This window comes from Peptacetobacter sp. AB845 (assembly GCF_047528295.1).
Classification (GTDB): domain Bacteria; phylum Bacillota; class Clostridia; order Peptostreptococcales; family Peptostreptococcaceae; genus Peptacetobacter.
In genome coordinates, this window is the sequence record NZ_CP180001.1 from 1,453,997 (window position 1) to 1,477,323 (window position 23,327).

The window sequence follows — 23,327 nt, forward strand, 5'->3', positions numbered from 1 at the left end:
TATTTATGAAATACATTATTTTTGATACCAATATAGTTGTATCAAAAAAGGATTATTTTTTTGAAAGGGAATTAGTAGAGTTAGCAAGTTTAAACAGATTTGATGAAATTGAAATTTGTATTCCAGAAATCATAAAAGACGAGATTATAAAAAAATATCTAGATGAAGTTAAACCTATTTTAAAAAAATATAATGAAATAATAAAATGTAATAAAACATTGCATTTTTTAGAAGATAAAGAGTTGAAAAAAATATATAGAGAAGACTTATATTTAAAGTATGAAAAGAAATTAGATATGATACTAAAAAATAAAGGAATAAGTATAATAGAATATAGAGAGGATGGTGAGTATATAAAAGAAATAATGAAAGATTTAGTATTAGAGAAACCACCATTTAATAATAGTAAAGATTCATTTAGAGATGCAATTATTTTATATTCTATTTTTAAATTTTATGATAAGCTAGAAGAAGAAGATTCTATAATATTTATTACAGAAAATGAAAAAGATTTTGTCAATTTAAAAAATAATAGTAGAAATATAACTTTATACAAAAAAATAGACGATCTTAAAATAAAAGATGAATATATAAAAAAACGGATACAAGATGAGAAAATTGAAAATAAACTTCGGGAGTTAGAAGAAAATATACATAATATCAATATTGAGAGTATGATAATGAGAAAAGTAAATATAAAAGCTTATATAAAAAATACTGCTGAAGATATATTTGTTACATTTGATGAAAATTTACCTTATGAAGCAAATATAATTTTAGATTCTGTTGATGATAGTAAAAAAGAAAAGATAGATATAGATTTCTTTAATCCCAAAGAAGGAGTAATTTTATTAAGGGTATCTAACAAAATTGAATATACTAAAATTTTGAAGAATCCTGAATATGAATCATGTTATTACAATGATGATGAAGAATTTATTTATCAAGACGGAAATATAGGCGAAGTAACATCATATATAAATGCATATTTTAATGTATACGAGGAAGATATAGAAAATAATATAGAAGCATTGGATTTTATAAATATAACTCATGTAGATGTGAATGATATTACATTCAATTTATAGAAAAAAATAGGGACTATACCCTATTTTTTTTATATGATAAAATAAAAAGGATAGTTATAAATAGAAAAGGAGAAAAAAATGGAAACAATTAACATAAACAAAGAAGTAAAGAAACCAAGACAGAAAGTAATGGACCCACATAAGTTAGAAGTACAGGAAACTTATATGGATAAAGTCAGAGATTTAAATGATAAATGGGCAAAAGAGAAAGGTCGCCGCCCTGTCATGGGGTTATGTACATTCGGGTGTCAGATGAATGAACACGACTCAGAAGAACTAGCATACATGCTTGAAAGAATGGGATACGAAAAAACTGAACAAATATACAAAGCAGACCTAATAATATACAACACTTGTGCGGTAAGAGAAAATGCGGAAATGAAAGTATATGGAAACTTAGGACAGCTAAAATTTACAAAAAGAAAAAATCCAGATGTAAAAATAGCTCTTTGTGGATGTATGATGCAGCAGCCTCATGTTGTAGAAGAAATCAAAAAAAATCACAAACACGTAAACCTAATGTTTGGAACACACAACCTATACAGATTCCCAGAACTTATGTACAAACAGATAACGACTGGAAAAAATATAGTAGAAGTTTGGGATACAGATGGGGAAGTAATAGAAGGATTAAGCAGCAACAGGAAATTCGAATTAAAAGCATTTGTAAATATAATGTACGGATGCAACAACTTCTGTACATACTGCATAGTTCCTTACACAAGAGGTAGAGAAAGAAGTAGAGAGCCTCAGGATATATTAGACGAGATAAAAGATTTAGTGGCTCATGGAACAAAAGAAGTTACTCTACTTGGTCAGAATGTAAACTCATATGGAAAAACATTAGAAAATCCTATGACATTTGCTGAGCTTCTAAGAGAAGTCAACAAAATAGAAGGATTAGAAAGAATAAGATTTATGACATCTCATCCAAAAGATTTATCTGATGAGGTTATATATGCAATGAGAGATTGTGACAAAATATGTGAATTCCTGCACTTGCCAGTTCAGTGTGGAAGCACAAGTCTTTTAAAGAAAATGAATAGACATTACTCTAAAGAAGATTATCTTAATATAGTAAGAAAAGTTAGAAAAGAGATACCTGATATAGCATTCAGTACAGATATAATGGTTGGATTCCCAGGAGAAACACTTGAAGATGTTCAGGATACTATAGATGTAATTGAAGAAACTAAATATGATTCAGCATTTACATTTATTTATTCTAAGAGAGAAGGAACTCCTGCAGCTAAAATGGAAGACCAGATTCCAGAAGATGAAAAACACAGAAGATTTGATGAAGTATTAGAACATGTAAATAGAATAGTAAACGATATAAACTACAGCTATCAGGATAAAATTGTTGAAGTACTAGTAGAAGGAAAAAGTGCTAAGGATAAAAACAGATACACTGGAAAAACTAGACAGAACAAAACTGTAAACTTTGATAGTGAAGAAGAGAATTTAGTTGGTAAATTAGTAAATGTTAAAATAACTCAGCCTAGATCATTCTCATTAAATGGTGAAGTTGTAGAAGTTTTAAGATAATAAAATTTAGAAGGGAGTGCTACAATGAAAAGAATATTATTAGTTTTTGCGATGATGGCACTAGTGTTATCGGGTTGTGGAAACAAAGAGAAGGAAAATAATGAATCAGAAGCACTTACAGAAGAAAGAATAAAAACAATAACAGAAACAAATGATACATTTACAGATTTAAGATTGGAATCTGAGATAGAATGGTACAATGACTTTATAACACCTATAAAAGAAAGTAATTGGAAAATGTCTAAATCAGAATTAGAATCAATAATTAAAGAAGTAAACGAAAAAAGAGATGAGTTAAATAGTATAGATGAAAAGGAAATAAAGCAGTATTTAGAGTATAAATACGATGAATTTGCGGAAACTGGTGAAGATCCTGAGTTAAAAGAAAAAATGGAAAAAGAAGCTACAAAAGTGCCTACAGCTTTAGATGGTATGAATGAAGTATTAAATACAATAGAAGATGATATAAAATTAGGTATGGATGGAAGTTTTAGCTCTGAAGATATAAACAAAGTGGAAGACTCTTTTAATAAAATAATGAAAATTTATGAAGATAAAATTCAGTAATTTTCTGACAAATATGATATTATATATATGAATCAAAAATTTTGTTAAGAGGAAGTGTTTGAAGTGGATAAGAATGTAGAATGGTTAAATGAAAAAAGAATAGAAAAAACAATAAAAGCTCTTGAAGAAAATAATATGAATGGATACTTTGTAAAAAATAAAGAAGAACTTATAGAAACTATAGAAAAAATAGTAGATAAAGATGCTGTTGTTTCTTGTGGGGGTTCTATGACTTTATTTGAAACAGGTATAATAGACTATTTAAGAGAAGGAAGATATAAATTCCTAGATAGATATGAAGCAGGACTTAGCAAAGATGATATAACAGAAATATATAGAAAATCATTCTTTGCAGATGCTTACTTCGCAAGTACAAATGCTATAACAGAAGAAGGCGAACTTTATAACGTAGACGGAAATGGAAATAGAGTTGCTGCTATGATATATGGTCCTGATAAGGTTATAGTAATAGCAGGGGCTAATAAAATAGTTAAAAATGAAGAAGAAGCTATTGCAAGAGTAAAATCTATAGCAGCTCCAGCAAATACAAAGAGATTAAATAGAAAAACTCCTTGTGCAACTACAGGAATGTGTGCAAACTGTTCAAGCCCTGAAAGAATTTGTGCAAATTATGTTACTATAAAAAGACCTGTTCAGAAAGGCAGAATACATGTAATATTCCTTAACGAAAGCTTAGGATATTAATGTATCTGAGTGGAAAAAATGAAAAAGGTAAAATTTATATACAATCCAAACTCCGGAGAGAAGAAACTTGCTGCTAGATTAGATGATATAATAAGAATCTATCAAAAAAATGGATATACAGTAATCCCATATAGATTAGATTATGATATACCAGCAGGGGCATGCCTTGAAGATTTAGACAATAGCTACGACCATGTTGTATTCTGCGGTGGAGACGGAACGATAGATTTATTGGTAAATGAGCTAAAGAGAAAAAACATAGATATTCCAGTTGGAATAATTCCTTCAGGGACAGCGAATGATTTTGCAAATGCTCTTTGTTTAGAACATGATCCAGAGGAGGCTGTTAAAAAAATTATAGCTTCTAAACCTAGAAAAATAGATTTAGGTAAAGTTAATAACAGATATTTTGTGAATGTAGCTAGTGCAGGTATGTTTACAGATGTATCTCAAAAGATAAACAATGATATTAAAAACTCTTTTGGTAGAATTACATACTATATAAAAGGAATAGAAGAGGCTAGATCTATGAGGGAATTCTATATAGATGTGGAATCTGAAGAATCTAGTTATTCTGGGAATATGTATTTAATGCTTGTTTTTAATGGTAAAACAGCAGGAAATATACATTTAGCGTATAAGGCTGAGGTAGATGATGGATATTTGGATGTTATAATATTCAAAGGTATGCCAATTCCTAAGATTATTCCTGTTTTGATAGGTGTGTTAAAAGGGGAACATTTAGACTTTGAAACTGATAACGAAATATTGTATTTCAAGACTAAGAAGGTAACAATTAAGTGTGATGATGATTTAGGCACTGATATTGACGGAGAAAAGGGACCAGCATTCCCTCTTGAGATAGAGTGTGTAGAGGATGCACTTGATATTTTAGGAATAGAATTTTAGTTAATTAAAGAGAAAAGAGACTTTTGAATTGCAAAGGTCTCTTTTTTAATGCATTGCATAACAAAGAATCTCCTCTCCAGGCAATCAAGTTGCATTGTCGAGTTCGATTTCTTTGTTATGCAATGCAAAAAGATGACCGATTGCAATTCAAAAGTCCTTTTCTGTGTAAATTTATCTTCAAGCGATGGATAATAAATAATCTTAATTATAAAAACAAGGAATAAAATTAATATTAAAATATAGTAATCGAATTACTAAAAAATAGTTGTTGACTTATAACTTAAAAAGTTGTAGAATGTAATTAAAGAAAAGTTAGTAAGGCAATTACTAACAAAATAAAAATCTGGAGGTATTATAAATGAACAAAAATATATCAGAAATAGCATTAGTATTAGAAAGTAACTATAAATTATTCAGAGAAGAGGATAAACAAAAAATCTGTTTAATGTCAGCATTAATAAGCTACAATGGATATTCAGAAAGAGTTTTAAAAAGTTTAGGTGATAAGGTAGAAATAGAAAAAATACTTGAAGAAATAGAAGATAAAAAAGGAATATCTAAAGCATTTTTTACAAATAGCAGACTATTTTTAGAAATAAAAAGTGAAACATTATGCAGTATGTTCTCTAAAATAGATGAACTACATATCTCAAAAGAAGAATGGAAATTTGCAGTTGACGAATTAATAAATTTAAACAATAAGACAACAGTATATTCAACAGTAACACCAAGCTATATATCAAAACTTGGAGTAGCTATAATAGACCCTAATGGTGGAAGCTTTGCAGACTTAACTTGTGGTTCAGGTTCAATAGCAGGAGAGATTAAAGATTATGCCGATAAAAAAGGCGATGAAGTGAAAATCTTCTGCCAAGATATAAATAGAGACTTTGCTGAAATTTGCAAAATAAGATTATCTATGATGGGAATTGACGATGCAAAGGTAGAAGTTGGAAATAGTCTAACAGAGCCTAAATTTATAGAAAATGGTAAACTAAAAAAATTTACTAATATAATGATGAATCCACCAATGGGAATGGACTGGAGAGCGGATAAATTAGAAATAGAAGCTGACAAAAACAATCTTTTTAGATATGGAAAACCACCTGTATCAAGTGCGGAATGGTTATTTGTATCGGAGGGAATAGAATTACTAGAGGAAAAAGGTGTGTTTATACTTCCATCTGGTGCATTATTCAGAGGTGGTAGGGAAGAAGAAATAAGAAAAAATATAATAAGACAGGATATTATTGAAGCTGTTATTTCACTTTCAGGAGTATTAAAAAACACAAAAGTTCCTGTAAACATATTGGTTATAAATAAAAATAAAGATAAAAACTTAAAAAATAAAGTTCTATTCATAAATGCTACATCAATGTATAAATCAGAAAGATTCCAAAAAATACTTACAGATGTTGAAATAGAAGAAATAGTAGATATATATAGAAATAAAAAAGAAGTGGATCAGATAAGTGAAATATTAAATTTAGAAGAATTAGAAAATGGAAATATATTAGCTAGCAGCATAGTTAAAGTTAGAGAAATGGACAATGAAATATTAGGTAAAATTAAATTTAGCAAAAGTAAAATAGAAAATGTAAATAATAAAAGTACTAAATTAGAAGAGATAGCTGATTTTTACAGAGGAATAAACGTAACAGGCAAAAATATAGAAGAAAATAATGAGGGAGAATATAAGATAATAAATTTATCTGATGTGAATGATGGTAAAATAAACATAGATTCTCTAAAAAGATACTCTATAAAAAATAATGCCAGAACAGAAGCATATAAAGTAAAAGAAGGAGATATATTAATATCAAATAAAGGAACTAGTATAAAAATATGTATTATACCAAAGCATAACGAGGAAATATTAATATCTCAGAACTTTATAGGTGTAAGATTAAAATCAAATAATAATCCTGAGTATGTAAAATATTTCTTAGAAAGTCCACTAGGTCAGTACCTTATATCAGATATACAAGCAGGTACCGCTGTAGTAACAATAAATACAAAAGATTTGAAAACGTTGCCTATAATATTAAAGGATTTAGAAGAACAGAACAAAATAGTAGAAAAATACGATGAAGAGCAGGATATGCTAAAAAATAAAATTAAAGAAATAGAAGAAAAATCAAAAGAATCTACACTAGAACTATACAAAAGTATGGGAATAATGGACGCGTTTGATGTACTATAAAATAAACTTTTAAATAAGTGAAAATATAATTACTTACAACATAGTTTATTTTAGAATAAATTAATGATAAACTATGTTGTAGGATTAATTTTTTTAAAAAGGGGAATTGACAATGAGCACTGAAAATTTTAATCATGTTGCATTTTTATGGAACATAGCCGAAAGTTTAAGAGGAACGTACAAAGAAGAAGATTACAGAAAAGTAATGATTCCTATGATAGTTTTGAGAAGATTTGACTGTCTATTAGAAAAATATAACAGAGAAGTAATAAAAGAAGTCTGCGAAAGTTATGAAGTAATAGAAGATAAAGAGGAAAGAGAAGGAATAATACTAGATGATTTAAAAGAAAACTATGAAATTGATTTTCCGTTTTATAATACTAGCAACTTTACTTGGAAGAAACTATTAGATGATTCAGAAAATATAGAATCAAATTTAAAGGAATATATAAACGGATTTTCTGAAAATGTAAGAAGTATAATAGGGAAATTTAAATTTAAAGATGAAATAGAATTTCTTAGTAAAAAAGATAAATTATATGCAATAGTAAAAAAAATGGGAGATGTTGATTTACATATAGATGCAGTATCTAATAATAAAATGGGATACATATATGAAGAAATACTAAGAAGATTTACTGAAAATTCAGCAGCAGGAGAGCAGTATACTCCGAGAGAGGTTATAAGGCTTTGTATGGAGATGCTTTTTGAAGGAAAAGAACACTTGTTATCAGAAAAAGGAAAAAGAATATCAATAGCAGATTTCTGTTGTGGAACAGGTGGAATGCTTTCTATAGGAGAAGAATATATAGAAAAAATAAATCCTAATGCTATAGTTGATGTTTATGGTCAGGAAATATTAGATGAATCTTTTGCGATATGTCAGGCAGATATGCTTATGAAAGGGCAAAATCCAGACAATATAAGACTAGGAAATACACTAACTGAAGATAAATTTAAAAATGAAAAGATGAGATTCTTAATATCAAATCCACCATTTGGTGTTACTTGGAAAGATGAAGAGAAAAAAGTAAAAGACGAAGCGAGTAAAGGATTTGAAGGAAGATTTGGTGCGGGAACTCCTAGAGTTAGCGATGGCTCTTTACTATTCTTACAGAATATGATTAGTAAAATGTACGATGATGAAGAAGGAAGTAGAATAGCTATAATATTCAATGGCTCTCCATTATTTACTGGTGATGCAGGAAGCGGAGAAAGTAATATAAGAAAATACATAATAGAAAATGATTTATTAGAAGGAATAATTGCACTACCGACAGATATGTTCTACAATACAGGGATAGCAACATATATATGGGTTATAACAAATAGAAAAGAAGAAAAAAGAAAAGGTAAAATTCAGCTAGTGAACGCTACAGAATACTACAGCCTTATGAGAAAAAGCTTAGGAAATAAGAGAAAAGAAATACTTCCAGAGCAAATAAAAGAAATAAAAGAAATTTACAGCAAATTTGAAGAAAGTGAAAACTGTAAAATATTCGATAATGAAGAATTTGGATACAGAAAAGTAACGATAGAAAGACCTCTTAAATTAAAATTTGAAGTAAATGAAGAAAATATAGAAAGTGTAAAAGATGTGACTACATTTAAAAATTTAGCAGTATCTAAGAAAAAGGATGCGGCAATAAAAGAAGTTGAGGAAAAAGAAGGGTTAGAGAAACAGAAAAAAGTAATAGAAGTACTTGAAAGTTTTGTAGGTGGAGAAATTTATCTAAGTAGAGATAAATTTGTTAAAGAATTAAAGAAAAGATTAAAAGAAAAAGATGCAACTGTCTCAGCTACTGTAATAAAGGGAATTGTAGGAGTGATTGGAGTAAATAGCGATGATGCAGAGATATGCAGAGATTCTAAAGGAAATATAGAAAGTAATTCAAGTTTAAGAGATACAGAAACAATACCTTTAAAAGAAGATGTTTGGGAATATTTTGATAGAGAAGTAAAACCACACGTAAGCGATGCCTATATAGATGAAAGTAGCTTAGATAATATCGGTTATGAGATTCCGTTTACTAGACATTTCTATAAATACGAGGAGCTTAGACCTTTTAGTGAAATAATGAAAGAAGTGGAAGAACTTGAGATAGAGATAGCCTGCGAGATAAAGAAGGTGTTGAGCTAATGAAATATAGATATAGATCTGATGAAGAAATGAAGGATAGTGGAGTTGAGTGGATAGGTAAAATTCCTAAGGATTGGGAAGTAATACCCGTTAAATATCTTACTAATAAAAATGAATATTATCCAATAGGAGATGGAGATCATGGTTCTATAAAACCTGAAATGTATCAAAATGAGGGAATTCCTTATATTAGAGTGCAAAATTTAACTTGGGGAAATGAATTGGATTTTAAAGGTATGGTTTATATAAGCAAAATAGTAAATGAAGAAAATAAAAAAAGTATTTTAAGACCGAAAGATATTTTAATAGCAAAAACGGGAGCAACTATAGGAAAAACAGCCATAATACCAGAAAATATAAAAGAAGCAAATACAACATCCTCAGTTGGAAAAGTTACCGTTGATCATAATAGAATTAATTATAAGTATGTAGCATATTATTTTCAAAGCAAATCATTTCTAAAACAAATGGAAATAACTGCATATCAAAAATCAGCTCAGCCAGGATTTAATATAGATGATTTAGTAGATTATAAAGTTTCGTTATCTAAAAATATAAATATACAGAATAAAATAGCTAATTTTCTTGATGAAAAAACTTCTTATTTTAATAATATAATTTCTAAAAAAGAAAAATTAATAGAAAAATTAGAAGAAGCTAAGAAAAGTCTTATAAGTGAAGTTGTTACAGGAAAAGTTAAAGTAGTTAAAAATGGGGAAGATTTCGAGATAGTTAAAAGAGATGACTTTGAAATGAAAGATAGCGGAGTAGAGTGGATAGGAAAAATTCCAAAAGATTGGAAAATTAAAAGACTTAGATTTTTAGGAAAGATGCAAAATGGAATAAGTAAAAGTAGTGATGAATTTGGATATGGTTATCCGTTTGTAAGCTATAGCAATGCATATAAAAATATAGAGTTGCCAGTAGAGATAGAAGGATTAGTAAATTCAACAGAAGATGATAGAAGAATTTACTCAGTAAAAGAAGGGGATGTACTATTTACAAGAACCTCTGAAACTGTTGAGGAAATAGGCTTTGCTTCAACATGTATGAACACAATAGAAAATGCAACATTTGCCGGATTTTTAATAAGATTTAGACCTAATAATACAAATATTTTATATAAAGGATTCTCAAAATATTATTTCAGATGTGAGTTAAATAGGAAATTCTTTGTAAAGGAAATGAATTTGGTAACAAGAGCATCATTGTCTCAAAACTTACTAAATAACCTTTCTGTAGCTTTACCAAGTTACAATGAACAAGTTGAAACATATAATGCTTTAGAATTAAAAGTAGGTGGAATTAATTTATCAATTGATAAATTAAAATATCAAATAGAAAAATTAAAAGAAGCAAAACAAGCTTTAATCAGTGAAGCAGTTACTGGAAAAATAGAAATATTAGACTAAAAAATAAGCTGGATGAATTCAAAATTTATCCAGCTTTAAATTTATCAATAAAGATTAATTTAAAACGGAAATCATACAAATAAACTCATTAATTATGTTATTATATACATATAACGAATAAATTATACAGGAAATACTAAATTAAAATCAATCAATAAACTAAAAGGAAGGGGATGATTATTATGTTGCCGAAAGAAAAAGAATTTGAAGAACTTATAGAAATGTCGCTACTTTCATCAGACTACGAAAAAGGCAATTCAAGCGAATTTGATTTACAAAATAATCTGTTTTTAGATGATTTATTTAGATTTTTAGAAAATACTCAAAAGGAAAAAATAGACGAATTTAAACTAAATAGAGGGAATAACTGGAAAAAAGAATTTATAAATGGTTTAAATAGTGATATAGATAGAAGAGGATTAATAGATGTATTGAGAAATGGCTACGAAGATTGTATGATGAATGGCAAATTTGAGCTATTTTTCAATAAACCTAATACAACAGATAATAAATCAGATTACGAAAAATACACACAAAATATATTTAAAGTAACTAGACAGCTAAAATATAGTCCAAAGCATAATAATACTTTAGATATGGTGATTTCTTTGAATGGATTTCCTGTAATAGCTATGGAGCTAAAAAATCAATTTACAGGTCAAAATGTATTCAATGCTATTGAACAGTTTAAAAAAGATAGAGATCCTAAAGAAGAAATGTTTAAATTTAATAGAAGGGTGTTGGTATATTTTGCTTTAGATACAGATGAGGTATACATGACAACACGGTTAAAGGGAAATAGTACATTTTTCTTACCTTTTAATAGAGGGAACAACAGGGGAAAAGGGAATCCAGAAATTGAAGGTAAGTTAAAAACATCATACCTATGGGAAGATATTTTAGCTAAAGATAGTTTACTTGATATATTAAAAAGATTCTACTTTATAGAAAAATATAAACAGAATAAAGCAATTTTTCCTAGATTTCATCAGTTAGATGCGGTTAGAAAAATTGTAGAAGATGTGAAAAAAAATAAAGTAGGAAAAAATTATTTGATTCAGCACAGTGCTGGTAGTGGCAAGACTAATACAATAGCTTGGACTGCGCACAGATTATCGAGTTTACACGATGAAAATAATGAAGCTATTTTTGATTCGGTAATCGTAGTAACAGATAGAAAGGTTCTTGATAAGCAGCTACAAGATGCGGTTTATCAATTAGAGCATAAACATGGTTTGGTTGTAAAAATAGATGATAACAAGAATTCATCGGACTTAGCTGAAGCAATAATGAATAGAAGTAAAATAATAATAACAACTATTCAGAAGTTTAAGTATGCACTTGAAAAAATAGATTCTTTAGAAAAAAGAAAATATGCTGTAATCATAGATGAGGCTCATTCTTCTACTTCTGGAGAAAATATGAATGCACTTAAGGAAACTTTAGCGGGGAAAAGTTTGGAGGAAGCAGAAAAAATTTCTGAGGAAGAGGAGCGCAAAGAAAAAAGTAGCTTAGACAAAATGACTGAGCTTATAGAAAAAAGAACCAATACTGATAAAATTAGCTTTTTCGCATTTACAGCAACTCCAAAGAATAAAACTATGCAAGTATTTGGCAGAATTGGAGCTGATGGAAAACCACACGAGTTCCATCTATATTCTATGAAACAGGCTATAGAAGAAGGATTTATACTAGATGTTTTAAAGAATTTTATGACAGCAAAAGTATATTATAAAGTAGGTAAGAGCATAGCGGATAATCCAGAGTTAGATAAATCTGAAGGTAAAAAAGCTGTTGGAAGATTTGTAAACTTGAATGATTATAATATAAGAAAAAAAGTAGAAACTATTGTAGATGATTTTGCAGAAAATAGGTCTATGTGGATTGGTGGAAAAGCAAAGGCTATGATAGTTACATCTAGTAGACTTCATGCAGTTAGGTATAAATTAGCTGTAGATCAATATATAAAGGAAAAAGGTTATGATTTTAAGGCTTTGGTAGCTTTCTCTGGAACAGTAAATGATGATGATGTAGAATATACAGAAGTTGGTATGAACTCAGATGCTGCAAAAGATATAAATGAGTCAAATTTACCAAGTATTTTTGATAGAGATGAGTTTAAAATTTTAATTGTTGCGGATAAGTATCAGACAGGATTTGACCAACCAAAGCTTTGTGCAATGTATGTTGATAAAAAATTAGATGGTGTTAAAACTGTTCAGACTTTATCGAGATTGAATAGAACTTATCCAAATAAGAGAACATTTATATTAGATTTCCAGAATAGTGTTGAGGATATACAGGAAGCATATAAGCCATATTTTGAGATGACTAATATTGATGAGGTTACAGATACTAATTTGATAGTAGAATTATTCTGGCAGCTTAGAGAATACGGAATATTTGATGAAACTGATGTAAATAAGTTTGCAGACCTTTATTATACAGATAATAGAAGTTCAGAACAGGATATTATGATGAATAATATTATTGATTCAGGGGTTTATAAATACTGTGAGCTTGAAGAAGAAAATGAAGAGGAAGCAGATGGATTCAAGAAAAAGAGTAGAAAATTTGTGAGTATGTATAATTTCTTGATTCAAGTATACCCTATGAAAAATTTAAACTTCTTGAGATTACGGACTTATTTATCAGCACTTATTAAGAAGCTTCCTAAAAAACACTCTGAGAGATTAGATTTAGATGATATGTTGACACTAGACTATTATAAAATTAAAAAAATGGGAAAAGATGATGTAACAGGCGAGGATATTTCTCTTCATAGTGGAGAGGGAGAGCTTAGAGGTTTATCTGAAAGAGATGGATCTAGTGTATCTGAAAAGCAGGAAGAGTATTTGGACGATATAATTAAAAAAGTGAATGAGATATACGGAAAAGATTTGACAGAAGATGATAGAATAGCTCTTAATGAGTGTGAAGATGAACTTAAAAATGATCCAGATATAGTAGATATAGCAAAAGCGAATAGTTTTGAAGATTGGGAGAAAGTTTTTGAAGATAGATATTTCAACAAGGCATTTTTCTCTATTAAGAAAAAGAATTCTGGTTTTGCTATGAATATGTTGAGAGATAGGAACTTGAAGAGTTTTATGATTCATCATTTGGCAAGTGTGATATATAGATATGTTAATAAATAAAATAAGGAGCTAAAAAGCTCCTTATTTTATTAAAAGATTTTATAGGAGGATAAATTATGGAGAGTTATATAGGAAGATGGCGAATAGATGGTTCTGAAGAAATAGTAATAGGTGAATTAAGAAGAAATGAGGAAAAATGGATATTATATATTGAATCAGAATTGAAAAGAAATTTAGAGAGATTAGACGATGAAATTAAATTTATAGAAGGACGCTTACTTGATGGAAGAGAAGTAACTATATTAAATGCAAGTGTAAATTACTTATCGTTTGGAAGTGGTAAGCCAACTTTAGCTGAGTATGACTGTGAAACTGTAATAATAGGAAAATATTTTGAAAAAGAAGATTTGAAATTTGATAGTATAAATATAAAATATTCTTGTTTATCTTCTTGGATATTGTATTTAGGAATTATAGATGAATTAAAATATAATAACAATGAAATTTCTGAAATAAAATTTAAGGATTTTCCTAAAGTAGAGATAAACTGTAAAAATTATAAAATGAATATATTATTTAATGTAAAGAAAAAATATCATGAAACTAAATTTGGAATTGACTATGATTCATTTGTTAAGTTTGATTTTACTAACAAGTGTGATCTTGATGATGCATTAGAGTATGCGAACGATTTTTCTAATATTCTAACGATACTCATTGGTGAAAATATAAAAATTGAAAGAATATTTTTAAAAGAAGAATCTTTAGAAACTGATATTTTTACTAATATGATAAGAAAAAATAACAATGAAATTAGAAAAAAAGATATATTGATAAGGTATATTGATATAAAAGATAAATTTGAATCTATTATAGATAATTGGATTAAAAAGAAAGAGGAATTAATACCAGTAGTAAGTAACTTTATAAGATTAGGAGAGGATAAATTCTTTGATGAAGTTTCATTCTTAAGAATTACTCAGGCTTTAGAAGTATATTCAAGAAGATTTAGAAATGAACATGCAAAAAAAATAAAAGAAGATGATAAATCATATAATAAAAAAGGAGAACCTTGTTTAAAGCATAGATTAAAAGATTTATTAAAAGAATGTGATTTTTTATTTAATTTATTAACAGACGATAATATAGATGAAATTATAAAAAGAATTTGTAATACGAGAAATTATTATACTCATTATGATAGAAAGGAAACTAGCGAATTATTAAATGATACAGATTCAATATTTTATATAGGTAAATACTTGAATTATATAGTCCAAATATTAATTTTAATGGAATTAGGTATTGATAAAAGTATAATAAAAGATAGATTTGAGAAAAATAATAAATTTAAATATATTAAAAAAGCATCTAAAATAATTGTAGATAAAATGTAATTAAAAAAAGATTTCATTATAATATTATAATGAAATCTTTTTTTGTTAAAATATTAAAGTTCAAAATTAGAAGTAAAACTAAATATATCAAGTATACTATTTTCTGAAAATAATATCTTTGATATATCAAATGATGGAGCATCAAAATAAGAAAGAGAATTTTGATATTTAAATTCGATATAATTAGCAGAAAGATTATTATTTAATATATTTATATTAGATTTTAAGAAAAATGATAAAAATTGATATATAATGTCTGCTAAGTTTTTAGCATATCCAAATCCTTTAACTGAAGAAAGTAAATTATTTACATAAAGAGGTTCTTTATCAAAATTTAAACATTCAATATATTTTGATAGAATGTTGTGCAGTTCGCTAGTATCATAAGATCCAAATAAAATTTTTTTAAATAAAGAATCATCTTTGATTGATAAACATAAAAGAAAAGCAATTAAAAAATTAACGCAAATATTTTCTATAATATTTGTAAAAGATGTTGGTAAGTTATTATAAATTAAAACTAAACGTATTTTTAATTTATCTAAATCTCTTAATGAAAATCCATAAAAAGGAGAATCTATAATTACATATAAAAAATACTGTAATAAAGGGAATTTAGATTTTATATCTGAATTATTATTATAAAAAAATAAATCATGTGTTATATTATAAAAATAAAATTCTATACTTGGAGGTGGTAATTTATAAACTAAATCAAAAAATCGCCTCAAATATGAATCTGTATCAATATTTTCTCCATAAATAACTTTTATAGAGTTAGATAATTGGGATTTATCTAATACAATTACAAATATTATATTTTTAACTGAAAAGAAATGTTTTATTGTTTCTAGAAGTTCTATTGCAAAATTAGGACGACATCTATCTAATTCATCAATAAAAAATATTATTTTTTTATTTTCTGAAATATCGAATAAAATTTTTTTAAATTTAGAAACGATATTCTTTTGATTTCTTATATTGTTCAAAAAATCACTTGTCTTGAGGTCAGGAATATTTATATTAAATGAATTAATTATTGATTTCGATAAAGCATTAAAATTATTTTTTATAAAATCATTAAATTGAGAATCTAAATTTTCAAACTCAGATATTTCGGAAAACAATGATAAAAAAGGATTTGATAAAAAGTCGTTTTCCCAAGCATTATAGTAAATAGGATAATATTTGTTACTATATTCTTTTGTTTTTAATAAAGTTTCCCACATTTTAACAAAAGTTGTTTTTCCTGTACCCCATTCAGAATCTATTGCAAGAACAAAACCATTTTCTGAAAAATTATCAAAAATACCTAAAAAATTTTTAGCTATTTTTTCTCTTTTAAAAAAATCTTTTTCAAAAGGATTTTCTGTTGGTATATCTGGATAAATATCTTTCATTTTTTGCCTCCTTTATAATTATTATAATTTCATTATAACAAAAATATAAAAAAATGTATTCTCAAAGAATCTTGAAAAAATAAATCAAAAATTATATAATAAATAAAGTACGTTGAAAATCAAAACACAGATTTTCAGCAAAAACAATATAAAACCTTTAAAATCCAACATCTCTTAAAATACAAGACATGTTGGGACTTGTTCGAGAACTCCAAGTATAAAAAACTAAGGATCTTATATAGTGGCAGTATATAAAGTTGTATCCTTTGATATGGCTTTTTTTGTTGCAAAAAAGTCGTATAGTTCTCCTTTGCAATAATAAAAGGAGGGATATAAAATGGAAAGAAGAAAAGTAATAATCGACTGCGACCCAGGAATCGACGACGCATTAGCTCTAATGCTTGCGATAAAATCTGAAGAATTAGAAATTCTGGGAATAACAGTATGCAGTGGAAATGTACCCGCAAAAATGGGTGCAAAAAATGCAATCAAAGTACTGGAAATATGCGAAAGAACAGACATACCAGTATACATTGGTGAAGAATTACCTCTAGTGAGAGAGCTTGTTACAGCACAGGACACTCACGGAGAGGATGGACTAGGTGAAAACAACTACTCAGATGTAGAAGGTGTTGAGCCTAAAGAAGGTGGAGTACAGTTTATAGTAGACACGCTTAAAAACAAAGAAAATGTGTCAATAATAGCACTTGCACCACTTACAAATATAGCAAAAGCACTACAGGTGGACAAAGAAGCTTTTGCGAACATAGACGAATTTGTTACAATGGGAGGAAATTTCAAATCTAATGGAAATTGCTCACCAGTTGCAGAGTTTAACTACTGGGTTGACCCACATGCAGCAGACTATGTCTACAAAAATATGCCCGTAAAAGTTCAGATGATAGGCCTTGATGTTACAAGAGAAATTGTATTAACACCAAATAGACTAGAGCTTATGAGCAGACTAGGCAACGAAAAAATGTACAAATTTATAAAAGAAATAACAAGATTTTATATAGATTTCCACTGGAATCAGGAGGGAATCATAGGATGCGTTATAAACGATCCTCTTGCAATTGCTTATTTCATAGATAAGAGTATTTGTAGCGGAAAAGAGTATTTTGTTGAAGTAGAGGAAGTAGGAAAAGCTATTGGAATGACAATAGTAGACGAATTCGACTTCTATAAAAAAGAAAAAAATGCTTTAGTACTAACTGAAGTAGACTCAGAAAAAACTATGAAAATGTTTATGAACAGAATATTCCCTGGAAATGAGGAATTAATTGAAGCAATGGGAGGAAATTTATAATGGAAAAGAAAAAAGAATTTAATACAAAAACACTTACACTTATGGCATTTGGTATAGCTTTAAATATAATCGGTGCTTTTATAGCATTAACACTTAGATTACCTATATATATGGATTCAATAGGGACAATAATGGTTGCAATATTACTTGGACCTAAATACGCTGTGATGACAGGGGTTTGCGGAAGTTTAATAAGTGGAACATTTGATGTGTACTCTTTATACTATGCTCCGGTTCAGATATCAACAGGTTTACTAGCAGGAATAGTTGCAGAAAGAGGACTTCTAAAAGGGATGAAAACTCCTCTAGGTGTTCTATTATTCGCAGTTCCTACATCAATAGTTAGTGCAATAATAACAGTTGTATTATTTGACGGTATAACATCATCAGGATCTTCATATATATTACAGTTCCTAAGTGGAATAGGTATGAATAAAGTAATGGCAGCATTCTTAGTTCAGATAGTTACTGACTATGCAGACAAGTTTACAGCAGTTGCGCTAGTGAGCTTAGGTCTAAATGCAATGCCTAAAAAATTTGTGGCTTCCTTTTCAAAAAGATAAGGAGAAGTCCAGACGGAGGAAGAAATAATGGATAGATACAGTAAAATAACTGAAAAAAATCCTAGAGAAATAGTATTGCTTAAAGCATTTCCTTGTGTATGGGGAAAATGTCTTTTCTGCGATTATATAGATGACAACTCACAGAACGAAGAAGAAATGAACGAAACAAACTTTGAAGTTCTTGAAAATATAACAGGAGAATTTGGGGTATTAGAGGTTATAAACTCTGGTAGCTGCTTTGAAATTCCTAAAAAAACTCTAGAAAAAATAAGAGAAATAGTATTAGAAAAAAATATAAAAACTCTTTGGTTTGAGAGTCATTGGTGCTATAAAAACAGACTAGAGGAAATGAAGGAATTCTTTAAAGGAGTAGAGGTAAAATTCAAAATAGGTGTTGAAACATTTGACAATGAATTTAGAAATGGATACCTTAACAAATGTGCTAATTTCAAGACTTATGAAGATGTTAGAAAATATTTCAATTCACCTTGTCTACTTGTTGGTATGAAAGGTCAGACTAAGGAAATGATTAAAAGAGACATCGAAATAGTAGAAAACTACTTTGAAAGAGGAACTATAAACGTATTTGTAAATAATACGACTCCTGTTAAGAGAGATGAGGAGCTTGTAAAATGGTATTGTGAGACATTTAAGTATTTAGATGATAATCCAAATATAGAAGTTCTTTATAATAATACTGACTTTGGAGTAGGAGATTAATCAAATACGACATAAATAAAGTAAAAATATAAACATAAATATAAAATAAATATAAAAACATAAGCATAAATATAAAGCGGATAAGAGAAAAATTTACTCTTATCCGTTTTTTGTTTGTTTATTTTAAATTGATTTTAAAAGATAAATTATTTTAAGCTATTTTCAAATATTTTTAATGTCTTTTCAGCTACAAGGCAGTCCTGTTCAACAGAGCCACCGCTTATTCCTAAACCACCGATAATTTTTCCACATAATGATTTTACAGGAACACCACCACCTAAGAAGCAGTAGTTTGTAGAACCATTAGAGAAATTATTAAGTGTCTTAAGAGATTCGTTGTTAGATAAATACAACGTATCTGCCTTAAACTCAACAGCAGTTTTTGCCTTAGCCTGAGAAATCTCTATACTGCAAAGAAGAGAATTATCCATTCTTTTGAAAAGTATAAGGTTTGAAGATGCATCGACAACTGTAATAACAACATCTAAATCAATACTATTAGCAACTTTAACTGCAATATCAGCTAATCTCTCAGCTAAATCTAAGTTTAAGGAGAAAATTCTCTTCAAAGAAGCAGATTTTGAGGCTGAAACATTCTTTAATATCTCATCTGAACTTCCAACGTTACAACTTGAAGATTCGACATTGCAAGTAGAAGTATTTTTTTTGTTACAATCGCCATTAGAGTAATGAGCTGCTAGGTTAGAATTAAATCCATTCCCTGTGTTTTTACAACTTTCTGTGCTTTTACAATTATCATTGCATGATTTATCATGAGAATTTGAGTTTTCTACAGAGCAAGTAGAATTTTTACTACAACTTCTACTTTTGCTACCTTCTTCGTAATTTTTTAATGTAAGAAGATAATTTTTAACAGGATTTTCTCCATCAGAAACATTTTTTAAGAACTGAGCCAATATAAGAGAAAGTGTTTCCTCAGAATATGAAGTAAGCTCACCTCTCATATATGTTTCTACTGATGTGTTGTATTTTGAATCGTACTGTTTATAAAGGACTCTATTTTTATTATCCAAAGAGCTAGAAATTAAAGATTCTTCCCATTTCATATATATAAGCATTATAGAATCCACAAGTTTAAGCTTTTTATCACTAACTGGTACAAGTAGGTGTTTTATAGTTTTAAAATAATCTGGATCAGTACTTTCCATCATGTAGCCGTATTTTTGAGCAGCTAGGTTTATTTTATTAGATTTAGCATTTGATAAATCTTTTAGATAAGATGAAAGAACTTGCTCATCAAACATATTCCAATATGCAGCTCTAGAGGCGATGAAGTTTCCCTTTTGGTCTTGGCAACTAGATCTCCGTCCAATATTATTTGTATTTGTAAACATCTCCCATTCATTTGATACAACATCGGTTATTAATATTTCCTTATTCAAAATTATCAACTCCTTTCTTTTATAAAATATATTTATTCAATCCAACTGTCTTCATTTCGAAGTGATGGATTTAAAATATTCTTTCTTACTTCCTCAGCTTGATATGTTAAAAAGTCTATTTTTGAGTGGCTAAGACCTAATTCATTAAGAGTATTTACAACAGTTAAGCAAATTTCTTCTATTATAGACTCTTTTTCATATATAGATGCTTCAGAAAGTTTTTTTAAATTATCCTTAGTAAAGTTTCCTAAAATTTCAAGAGAGCAAGCACTTCTATAAGACCATTTATAAAATGGAATATATTTTTTATTTAATAAATGAACAAACTCTAAATAGTGTTTAACAAACTCACCTTGAGCAATATTAGCTGCTACAGTATCTCCTCTTTTAATCATTCGGCTGTAGTTGTACTGCCCAGATTGAGCCATTTTATTCAACTGAAATGCTATTTTCTTTAGTCTAATATCTTCTGGATAGAAGTTTAATAATCTATTTCTTATCTCAGAGAATTTCCCTAAATTATCTAAAAATACTTTTCCGTTTGTAGCTACACAAAGCAAATCCATAGGAACTTTTCTGTATTCGGATTCTGTTTTAGGTCCGTTTTCAAAAAGTGTATAGTATTTATAGAAGTTAGATATTGGCATTATTTCAATGTTTACATCTTTTAAATTAGATGTTAGAGATTCTAAATCTTTGCAGAAGATTTTTAATGATGATTCAAGGTCTGATTTATAAGTTTTGTAATCAGAATCATCTAAAAATAGCTGACATCGAGATGAAAAGTCGTGATCTTCTGATATTTCGTCGTCAAATCCCAAACATTCAGAGCCTACACCAACCAATGCAAGGCAGATTCTAGAGTATAGGTCTGGGTATTTGACTTTTATAAATTCAGATGTATATTTTGTGACTATTTCAGCTCTTTCAAGTCCAGTCAATCTTTTAGAATTAGAATTTTTATAATCAATTTCCTCTGATTTAATATAATCAATTCCGTTTGAAGTGATATAATCACTTTTCTTTGTTTCAAAATTATTTTCTAAATCAGAACAGCTAGGTTCTTTTATAGATAATGTTTTTATAAAGTCATCTACAAAATCTATATTTTTAGATACTGATAAGAATGCTTCACTTTTTTCACCGTAGCAAGTTCTAACAATCTCAAGAGCCTTTTTGTAAAGTGAAAGAGCTTCATTATAATTTTTATTAGAAAACTCATAATCAGCCATATTGTTTAGCACAGATGCATAAAGAGGATGATTTGTACCAGTTTCTTTAAGTAAAATCTGTTCCGCTTTTCTTAAATTTTCTATGCTAGAGTTATTAGATTTTGCTAATTTTTGAATTTCGTAAAGGTTGTTGTAGCTTATAGCAAGTGGGACATTCATTTTTGAATTCTTTTCTAAAATTCTTATCGACTCAAGCTGCATCTTTTCTGCTGAAGAATAATCTCCAATCTCTTTATAAAGAAGAGAGAAATTATTTAAAAGGCCGACATAAGAATAAGATTTATCTCCCAATTTATCAAATATAGATTTTGAAATATTGAAATATTTTTCGGCATTAAAGTAATCTTTTTTCTCTCTATAGATGTTTGCGAGATTCATAATAGAAGTAGCATAAGCTATTTCATTGGAAAGATTTGATTTTTCATATACTTCTATAGATTCTTTTATAGCTGATATAGCCTTATCAAATTCTCCAAGATTTCTTAAACAACCACCGTATTCATTTAATAATTCGATTAGTTTAAGATTATTGTTTTGAAGCTTGCAAAGATTTATAGCTTCTTCTAATAGAGGAGCCATTTCTTTTTCTCGTCCCTGTCTCCAAAGAGAGTGAACTTCCTTCATTATTTCATCAATAGTTTTCATGGAATCTCCTTTCTATATATTAGTAGCAAAATAATTTTTTAAAATCATCTACTGGATTTGAGATTATTTCAGTAGAAACTATTTCTTCTTTTGAAAAATTATCATTAATAGTATCTATTGCAGCCTTTATATTTGATATAGAGCCTATAAAGAACACAAGTCCTTTTCCAAATAATCCAAGTCCCATATCTATTTTTAATATTTCTGAAGATGAGGTCTTTAAAATCAAATCTGCTACTTTTATTGTATTTACACAGTTTTTTACCTCTACAATTCCCAAATCAGAAAAATCATCGACCTTATTTCTTGAAGATAAAGCCTCTATACATTTTTCACTTATTCCTGTTACAGAGCTATATAGAATTTTTCTTTTATTATCTTTATATTCTTTCATTATATTTACTACATCCGATGTATCTGCTGAAAAAATAAAAAGCAATCTACCAGGACAAATTCTATGAAGTTTTAAGGTTGATATAGAAAAATGCTTCATTATATAGTCTATATTCTTATATCCTTCAGCTACGTGTGGGAACTCTAGTATTCCTACAGAAAAATCCACTAAAAATCCCTCCTTTTAAGTAAGTATAAATATACAAGATAATTATATTTTAAATGTAAAATCCAAATCAATTAAAAGGGGGATAAAGTTTGCACAGTACATATAATAGGGTAAAATTTTACAAATTGATAAAATTGAAAAATTCAAACCTATTAAATAAAAATATAAAAATATTAAAAAAAGAAGGTATATAAGTTGAAAATATATATAAAATAAATAAAACTTATGAATATATTAACAAAATAAGACGATTAATTAGGAAAACGCTTATCTAAGTGTTAAGTTTTTATTTTGATTTTAATATTACAATAACGGAGGTTGTATTGTATTAACTAGACCTGTCAAAAAATTGATAAAGTATATGTTGAAAGATGTGTTTAGAAATAACGACAAATTAAGAATCCTTTTTATATTTGTCTGTTAATA

Annotated in this window: 17 protein-coding genes and 1 riboswitch; of the genes, 13 read left to right on the forward strand and 4 right to left on the reverse strand. The window is 28.0% G+C overall.

What is annotated here, in order from left to right:
- Positions 1–5 precede the first annotated feature (5 nt).
- The 10 genes from ACK2WO_RS06905 (at position 6) to ACK2WO_RS06950 (ending at position 15,067) form a co-directional block, all read left to right on the forward strand.
- Positions 6–1,088, forward strand: a complete 1,083-nt coding sequence (locus ACK2WO_RS06905; RefSeq protein ID WP_414697186.1) for a PIN domain-containing protein — start codon at positions 6–8, stop codon at positions 1,086–1,088.
- 78 nt (positions 1,089–1,166) lie between these two features.
- Positions 1,167–2,636, forward strand: coding sequence for a tRNA (N6-isopentenyl adenosine(37)-C2)-methylthiotransferase MiaB (gene miaB, locus ACK2WO_RS06910; protein WP_414697187.1), 1,470 nt, complete (start codon positions 1,167–1,169; stop codon positions 2,634–2,636).
- Between the two features lie 24 nt (positions 2,637–2,660).
- Positions 2,661–3,203, forward strand: a complete 543-nt coding sequence (locus tag ACK2WO_RS06915) for a hypothetical protein (protein ID WP_414697188.1) — start codon at positions 2,661–2,663, stop codon at positions 3,201–3,203.
- Positions 3,204–3,266: 63 nt separating this feature from the next.
- Positions 3,267–3,908, forward strand: coding sequence for an LUD domain-containing protein (locus ACK2WO_RS06920; protein ID WP_178411512.1), 642 nt, complete (start codon positions 3,267–3,269; stop codon positions 3,906–3,908).
- An 18-nt stretch (positions 3,909–3,926) separates the two neighbouring features.
- Positions 3,927–4,817, forward strand: a complete 891-nt coding sequence (locus ACK2WO_RS06925) for a YegS/Rv2252/BmrU family lipid kinase (protein ID WP_414697189.1) — start codon at positions 3,927–3,929, stop codon at positions 4,815–4,817.
- A 358-nt stretch (positions 4,818–5,175) separates the two neighbouring features.
- Entirely contained in the window at positions 5,176–7,020 is a 1,845-nt protein-coding gene (locus ACK2WO_RS06930) for an N-6 DNA methylase (protein WP_414697190.1), read from the forward strand.
- 112 nt (positions 7,021–7,132) lie between these two features.
- Entirely contained in the window at positions 7,133–9,160 is a 2,028-nt protein-coding gene (locus ACK2WO_RS06935; protein ID WP_414697191.1) for a type I restriction-modification system subunit M, read from the forward strand.
- Entirely contained in the window at positions 9,160–10,572 is a 1,413-nt protein-coding gene (locus ACK2WO_RS06940) for a hypothetical protein (RefSeq protein WP_414697192.1), read from the forward strand. Before ACK2WO_RS06935 ends, ACK2WO_RS06940 begins: the two co-directional genes overlap by 1 nt.
- 182 nt (positions 10,573–10,754) lie before the next feature.
- Positions 10,755–13,730: a type I restriction endonuclease subunit R gene (locus tag ACK2WO_RS06945; RefSeq protein WP_414697193.1), complete on the forward strand. Its 2,976-nt coding sequence runs from the start codon at positions 10,755–10,757 to the stop codon at positions 13,728–13,730.
- Positions 13,731–13,786: 56 nt separating this feature from the next.
- Positions 13,787–15,067 (forward strand): HEPN domain-containing protein, encoded by a 1,281-nt coding sequence (locus ACK2WO_RS06950; RefSeq protein WP_414697194.1) that lies wholly within the window; start codon positions 13,787–13,789, stop codon positions 15,065–15,067.
- Between the two features lie 53 nt (positions 15,068–15,120).
- On the opposite strand, the gene ACK2WO_RS06955 is transcribed toward ACK2WO_RS06950, so the two are convergent.
- Positions 15,121–16,467 carry a P-loop NTPase fold protein gene (locus tag ACK2WO_RS06955; RefSeq protein ID WP_414697195.1) on the reverse strand — a complete coding sequence of 449 codons (1,347 nt, stop codon included), beginning with the start codon at positions 16,465–16,467 and terminating at the stop codon, positions 15,121–15,123.
- 191 nt (positions 16,468–16,658) lie between these two features.
- A riboswitch (PreQ1 riboswitch) is annotated at positions 16,659–16,702 on the forward strand.
- 102 nt (positions 16,703–16,804) lie between these two features.
- Here ACK2WO_RS06955 and ACK2WO_RS06960 point away from each other — a divergent pair.
- From ACK2WO_RS06960 to ACK2WO_RS06970, 3 genes are read left to right on the forward strand one after another with little or no spacing between them, the layout of a single operon-like run.
- Entirely contained in the window at positions 16,805–17,776 is a 972-nt protein-coding gene (locus tag ACK2WO_RS06960) for a nucleoside hydrolase (RefSeq protein ID WP_178412358.1), read from the forward strand.
- Entirely contained in the window at positions 17,776–18,339 is a 564-nt protein-coding gene (locus ACK2WO_RS06965) for an ECF transporter S component (protein ID WP_414697196.1), read from the forward strand. Before ACK2WO_RS06960 ends, ACK2WO_RS06965 begins: the two co-directional genes overlap by 1 nt.
- A gap of 27 nt (positions 18,340–18,366) precedes the next feature.
- On the forward strand, positions 18,367–19,059 hold the full coding sequence (locus tag ACK2WO_RS06970; protein WP_414697197.1) for a radical SAM protein: 693 nt from the start codon (positions 18,367–18,369) through the stop codon (positions 19,057–19,059).
- A 146-nt stretch (positions 19,060–19,205) separates the two neighbouring features.
- On the opposite strand, the gene ACK2WO_RS06975 is transcribed toward ACK2WO_RS06970, so the two are convergent.
- From ACK2WO_RS06975 to ACK2WO_RS06985, 3 genes are read right to left on the reverse strand one after another with little or no spacing between them, the layout of a single operon-like run.
- The gene (locus tag ACK2WO_RS06975) at positions 19,206–20,462 is read right to left on the reverse strand and encodes a DUF4125 family protein (protein ID WP_414697198.1); all 1,257 of its coding nucleotides are present in this window, start codon (positions 20,460–20,462) and stop codon (positions 19,206–19,208) included.
- Between the two features lie 32 nt (positions 20,463–20,494).
- Positions 20,495–22,339: a DUF4037 domain-containing protein gene (locus tag ACK2WO_RS06980; RefSeq protein ID WP_414697199.1), complete on the reverse strand. Its 1,845-nt coding sequence runs from the start codon at positions 22,337–22,339 to the stop codon at positions 20,495–20,497.
- A 19-nt stretch (positions 22,340–22,358) separates the two neighbouring features.
- Entirely contained in the window at positions 22,359–22,901 is a 543-nt protein-coding gene (locus tag ACK2WO_RS06985; RefSeq protein WP_414697200.1) for a BMC domain-containing protein, read from the reverse strand.
- Positions 22,902–23,327 lie beyond the last annotated feature (426 nt).